The following is a 4,722-nucleotide window of genomic DNA, read 5'->3' as shown; positions in this document are numbered from 1 at the left end:
GAAGCAAGGCAACTCATCCGGTTGCCGGCCGTAATCCCTTGAGCCCCACAACGCCCGCGCGCAGGATTGCATGTCCCCGCAAATGGCGTCACGTGGCGGGGAGGAGAGGTCACGGTGGACGAATTCATTGCCGGCATGGTCATGCTCGTGAACGAGCATCAGGCGTGGGCCGGCCCCATCGTCGGCCTCCTGGCTTTCGGTGAATCGCTCGCGATCATCGGCCTGCTGATCCCCGCGACCGCCTTGATGATCGCGACCGGGGGCATGATCGGCAGCGGCCTGATCGATCCCATCCCGGTCGTCTTCTGGTCGCTCATCGGCGCCATCCTGGGCGACTGGCTGTCCTTCGTGATCGGCCAGTCGATCGGCCATTCGGCTTATTATCGCTGGCCGCTCAACCGGCATCGCCATGCGGTGGCGCAGACGCGGCTGTTCTTCCGCCGCTATGGCCTCATCTCGATCCTGCTTGGCCGCTTTCTGGGGCCGGTGCGCGCGACCATCCCGCTGGTCGCGGGGGTGATGGGAATGCGATCGCGCACCTTCCAGATTGCGAACGTCACCTCCGCGATCATCTGGGTTCCCGCGCTGCTGACCCCGGGCTTCCTAGCTGCAAAATCGATGGGTCCGGTCGAGGAGATCACCGAAGCGCATATCCTCGGGCTCGGACTGTTCGTGACCGCGCTGACCATCGGCGGCCTCGTGATCGGCGCGCGACTGTTCGGCGGCGACAAGGCCCGGCGCAGAAAGCGCGGACTGGCCAGCTAGAGCCGCCGGGCGGGGCCCGTCAGCGCCCCGCGTCGCGCGCCCGCCAAAAAGCGCGCGCGCCCGCTGCAACCGCCGCTTCCGCGACGCCGCCGATCAGCGCGCCCGCCGCCACGTCGGTAGGAAAATGCGCGCGGCGCGAAATCTGGAACAGGCCGATCAAAGCGGCCGCCCCCTGCGCGGCCAAGCCCGGCGCGCCCGAATATTCGCGCCTGATCGCCTGCGCCACCGCGACCGCTCCGGCCGTATGCCCCGATGGAAAGGAACGCAGCCCTGGATCGCGCGACTTTCCAGGCTCGGCCTTGTAGCGCCCCCCGTCCGCGCTGCGGTACGGCCGCGTTCGATCGATATTGTCCTTGCCGACCGACTTGCCGGCGGTCGCGAGCATGTGCGCCAGCGTCATGCGGGCGCCGGTGCGCGCGAGCTTCACGTCCCGGCACAGCAGGCCCAAGGCCATTACGGCGCCCGACAAGGCCAGCAGAGGCGGCTGGTCCCCGATCTTGCCGGCCGCGCTCGCGGTCTCGACCAGAGGGTGGCGCAGCATCGGGCCCGCCCGGCGGATCAGCCGGACCTCGGCCTTCTCGACCGGCGTGGCCTCGCGTTTCCTCGATGCTGCCACGCGCGTCAGGGAACCAGCTTGGGCTTGGGCCGAGGAGGCGTCTCGTTCTGCCCTGGCGAGTCATGTCCCGATGCGTGCGCCGTCTTGCCGAGATTGCCTACGAATGCGGCAATGCCCTGCACGACGAGTTCCGCGATCTCTCCGCCGGCCTTCCCCGGGTCGGACTTCGGCTTCAGCCGCGACGGATCGCCCTCCCCCGCCTTTGGACGGGACGCGCCATCCTTATCCTCGCGACGCGTGACCAGCGCGGAAGCGGCCGCCACCAGCAGCGAGGCGGCGATCTCGCGCGCCATCGGGCTCTGCGCCAGTTCCAGCGCGATGCCGAGCGGCTTGCGCAGTTCCTTGGGCAGCTTGGTGCTCTTCGCTGCGCTGCTGCCTTTCTTGTTCTTTTTCTTTGCCATCGACCGACTCCCGATTGCCGTAAAAGACTCGCACGCCGCCGGCCGGTTCCGCGTCAGCCGCCCCCGGCGCGCTCGATATCGGCGCCCACGGCGGACAATTTATCCTCGAGCAGTTCGTAGCCGCGGTCGAGATGGTAGACGCGATGGACCTGCGTCTCGCCCTCGGCCGCGAGCCCCGCGAGGACCAGGCTCATCGACGCGCGCAGGTCAGTCGCCATCACGGGCGCACCGAGCAGCCGGTCGACTCCCTTCACGATCGCGGTGCGGCCGTGGACCTGAATATCCGCCCCCATGCGCGCAAGCTCGGGCACGTGCATGTAGCGGTTCTCGAAAATCGTCTCGGTCAGCACGCTCGTGCCCTGGGCCAGCGTCAGCATCGCCATGAATTGCGCCTGCATGTCGGTCGGAAAGGCGGGAAACGGCGCGGTCGAAAGAGTCATTGGCCGGAGCGGGCCGTCGGCCTTGACGCGGATACCGTCGGCCTCCTCGGTCACGGACAGGCCGGCGTCGGTCAGGCTGACGAGGATTGCGTGCATGTCGTCCGCGCGCGCGCCTTCAAGCAGCAGGTCGCCCCCGGTAATGCCCGCCGCGCAGGCATAGCTGCCCGCCTCGATCCGGTCGGGCATGACGCGGTGCTCGGCGCCGTGCAGCGCGGACTTGCCCTGCACCACCAGCCGCTCCGTGCCGATGCCTTCGATCTCGGCGCCCATCGCGACCAGGCAGCGGCACAGGTCGGCGATTTCAGGCTCGCGCGCGGCATTTTCGATCACCGTCTCCCCACGCGCCAGCGTAGCGGCCATCAGTGCATTCTCGGTCGCGCCGACCGACACGATCGGGAAGATGATGTGTCCGCCGGTCAGGCCGCCCGACGGCGCCTTCGCGCGGACATAGCCCGCCGCCAGCTCGATCTCCGCGCCCAGCGCCTCCAGCGCCTTGAGGTGCAGGTCGATCGGGCGGTTGCCGATCGCACAACCGCCCGGGAGCGAGACCGTGGCCTCGCCCGCGCGCGCAACCAGTGGCCCCAGCACGAGGATCGACGCGCGCATGCGCCGCACGATCTCATACGGGGCAGTGGTCGACCCGATCGTGTTCGCGTCCAATGTCATCGCCCGCAGGTTCGAGCCCGATCGCAAGCCGGCGATGGTGGTCGACACGCCAAGCTCGTTCATCAGATGGCCGAAGCCCTCGACGTCGGCCAAACGCGGAAGATTGGTGAGCGTCAGCGGCTGATCTGTCAGCAGCGCGCATGGCAAAAGGGTGAGCGCGGCATTCTTGGCGCCGGAAACCGGCACGCGGCCTTCGAGCCGCCTGCCCCCACGGATGATGATACGGTCCATCGGGCCGCTGTAGAGGGTGGTGCGCCCCCCTGCCAAGCGGGGACCGGCCGATGCCGGCGCGTCATTTCGTCGCATCATCCAGACAGGGTTGATGCGTGTTAGCGCGTCCGGCGCCGAGTTCGCGCTAACGCCGGGGCACAAACGGGGGACATTGCGTGAATGCGTCGTGAGGCGTGCCTGGCCGAATATCTCGGCCGATATATCGAATTGACCGAATTGGAACGGACGGCGCTTGATGGGATCGTCACGGGCGCGCGCCATTATCGGCGCGGCGCCGTCGTTCGTGCTGAACACGGCGCACCCGGCGATGTCATGGTGGTGCTGGGTGGGTGGCTATCCAGCTCCGCCCTGCTCGAGGACGGCCGGCGGCAGATCATTCGGCTGCATTTTCGCGGTGACCTGCTGGGGCTCGACGGGCTCGCCTTCGCCGAAGCGCCGGACACGATCACCTCGCTGACGGACGCCGACGTCTGCATCGTCGACAGCATCGCGCTGGGCGGCGTCTTCGCCGATCACCCGCGCATCGGCGCCTTGTTGTTCGCGGCGCAGCAGATCGAACGCGTAACGTTGACCGAGCGACTGGTGTCGCTGGGTCGCGCCTCCGCGAAAGGCCGCGTGGCCGCTTTGCTGATGTGGGTGGCGAACCGAATGCGCGCGGCCGATATGCCGGTGGATGACGGGTTCATCCTGCCACTGACGCAGGAGGAGATTGGCGACCTGACCGGGCTGACCGCCGTTCACGTCAACCGCACGCTGCGCGCGCTGGCCGAACAGGGGCTGATCATGCGCACGGGCGGTACTTTGCGGATCCCCGACGTGGCCCGGCTGGCGCGGCTGGCCAATCATACCCCACGGCGCGAGACGATGATTGTCGGCTGGCTGCCCCCCGCGCGCTAGGCGAGGCTGTCAGTTCAGGCCTTTTCCAGCGTGCATTGCAGGGGATGCTGGTTCTGGCGGGCGAAGTCCATGACCTGTCCCACCTTGGTCTCCGCCACTTCATAGGTGAAGACGCCGCACACCCCGACCCCCTTCTGGTGGACGTGGAGCATGACTCGCGTCGCATCCTCCAGGCCCATGCGGAAGAAGCGCTGCAGGCACAGCACGACGAATTCCATCGGCGTGTAGTCGTCGTTGAGCATTAGCACCTTGTACAGCGAAGGCTGCTTGGTCTTGGCGCGGGTGCGCGTGGCGACGCCCAGGCCGGTGCCATCCTCATCGCCGTCCTTGCCGGCGGCCATGCGCGGGGTGTGCTGGTTCTCGTTCATAGGTGCAGATCAGGAATATGGCATCCGAACGGCTTCGGACAAGGGGGTGTGCCCGCCCAGAAGCCCGTCATTGCACCTGCTGCAAAAAGAAACGGCCACCCCCGACGGGGCGGCCGTTTCAAATGCTCGTGCTGGAGGGGGCAAACCCCCAATCCCGGATCAGAGCGAAGCGTTGCTTTTGAACTTCTCGGTCGCCAGCGCATAGCGGTTGGAGAGCGGCTGGACGATCTCGCCGGCGGCCTTCATCACGACTTCGCTGACCTTCGAAGCTTCGGCCACCGCGCTGTCGAACTGCGCCTTGGCGAATTCGCTCTGGAGCTGGAACAGCTCGGTCGGCG

General features: G+C 67.5%; 7 protein-coding genes. 2 read left to right on the top strand and 5 right to left on the bottom strand.

Annotated elements, in window-relative coordinates; all coding sequences use genetic code 11:
• Nucleotides 1-114: 114 nt before the first annotated feature.
• The gene (locus ACOJSF_RS04880) at nucleotides 115-765 is read left to right on the top strand and encodes a DedA family protein (protein ID WP_420141104.1); all 651 of its coding nucleotides are present in this window, start codon (nucleotides 115-117) and stop codon (nucleotides 763-765) included.
• Between the two features lie 19 nt (nucleotides 766-784).
• Here ACOJSF_RS04880 and ACOJSF_RS04875 read toward each other — a convergent pair whose 3' ends face one another.
• The 3 genes from ACOJSF_RS04875 to murA are packed head-to-tail and all read right to left on the bottom strand — an operon-like array spanning nucleotide 785 to nucleotide 3,119.
• Nucleotides 785-1,381, bottom strand: a complete 597-nt coding sequence (locus ACOJSF_RS04875; protein WP_420141103.1) for a phosphatase PAP2 family protein — start codon at nucleotides 1,379-1,381, stop codon at nucleotides 785-787.
• Between the two features lie 5 nt (nucleotides 1,382-1,386).
• Complete coding sequence (locus tag ACOJSF_RS04870; RefSeq protein ID WP_420141102.1) at nucleotides 1,387-1,782, bottom strand: hypothetical protein; 396 nt, start codon at nucleotides 1,780-1,782, stop codon at nucleotides 1,387-1,389.
• A gap of 53 nt (nucleotides 1,783-1,835) precedes the next feature.
• Nucleotides 1,836-3,119 carry a UDP-N-acetylglucosamine 1-carboxyvinyltransferase gene (gene murA / locus ACOJSF_RS04865; RefSeq protein ID WP_420141101.1) on the bottom strand — a complete coding sequence of 428 codons (1,284 nt, stop codon included), beginning with the start codon at nucleotides 3,117-3,119 and terminating at the stop codon, nucleotides 1,836-1,838.
• A gap of 159 nt (nucleotides 3,120-3,278) precedes the next feature.
• Between murA and ACOJSF_RS04860 the strand changes: the two genes are divergently transcribed.
• Entirely contained in the window at nucleotides 3,279-4,016 is a 738-nt protein-coding gene (locus tag ACOJSF_RS04860) for a Crp/Fnr family transcriptional regulator (RefSeq protein WP_420141100.1), read from the top strand.
• A 14-nt stretch (nucleotides 4,017-4,030) separates the two neighbouring features.
• Here the strand turns inward: ACOJSF_RS04860 and clpS are convergent, their stop codons facing one another.
• On the bottom strand, nucleotides 4,031-4,384 hold the full coding sequence (clpS, locus tag ACOJSF_RS04855; protein ID WP_420141099.1) for an ATP-dependent Clp protease adapter ClpS: 354 nt from the start codon (nucleotides 4,382-4,384) through the stop codon (nucleotides 4,031-4,033).
• 159 nt (nucleotides 4,385-4,543) lie between these two features.
• A complete protein-coding gene (locus ACOJSF_RS04850; RefSeq protein WP_420141105.1) occupies nucleotides 4,544-4,711 on the bottom strand; it encodes a phasin family protein in 168 nt (55 codons plus the stop codon).
• Between the last annotated feature and the right edge of the window lie 11 nt (nucleotides 4,712-4,722).

The organism is Sphingomonas sp., from assembly GCF_048594985.1.
Taxonomy (GTDB): Bacteria; Pseudomonadota; Alphaproteobacteria; order Sphingomonadales; family Sphingomonadaceae; genus Sphingomonas_I.
This window is presented reverse-complemented; position numbering and strand designations above follow the sequence as displayed.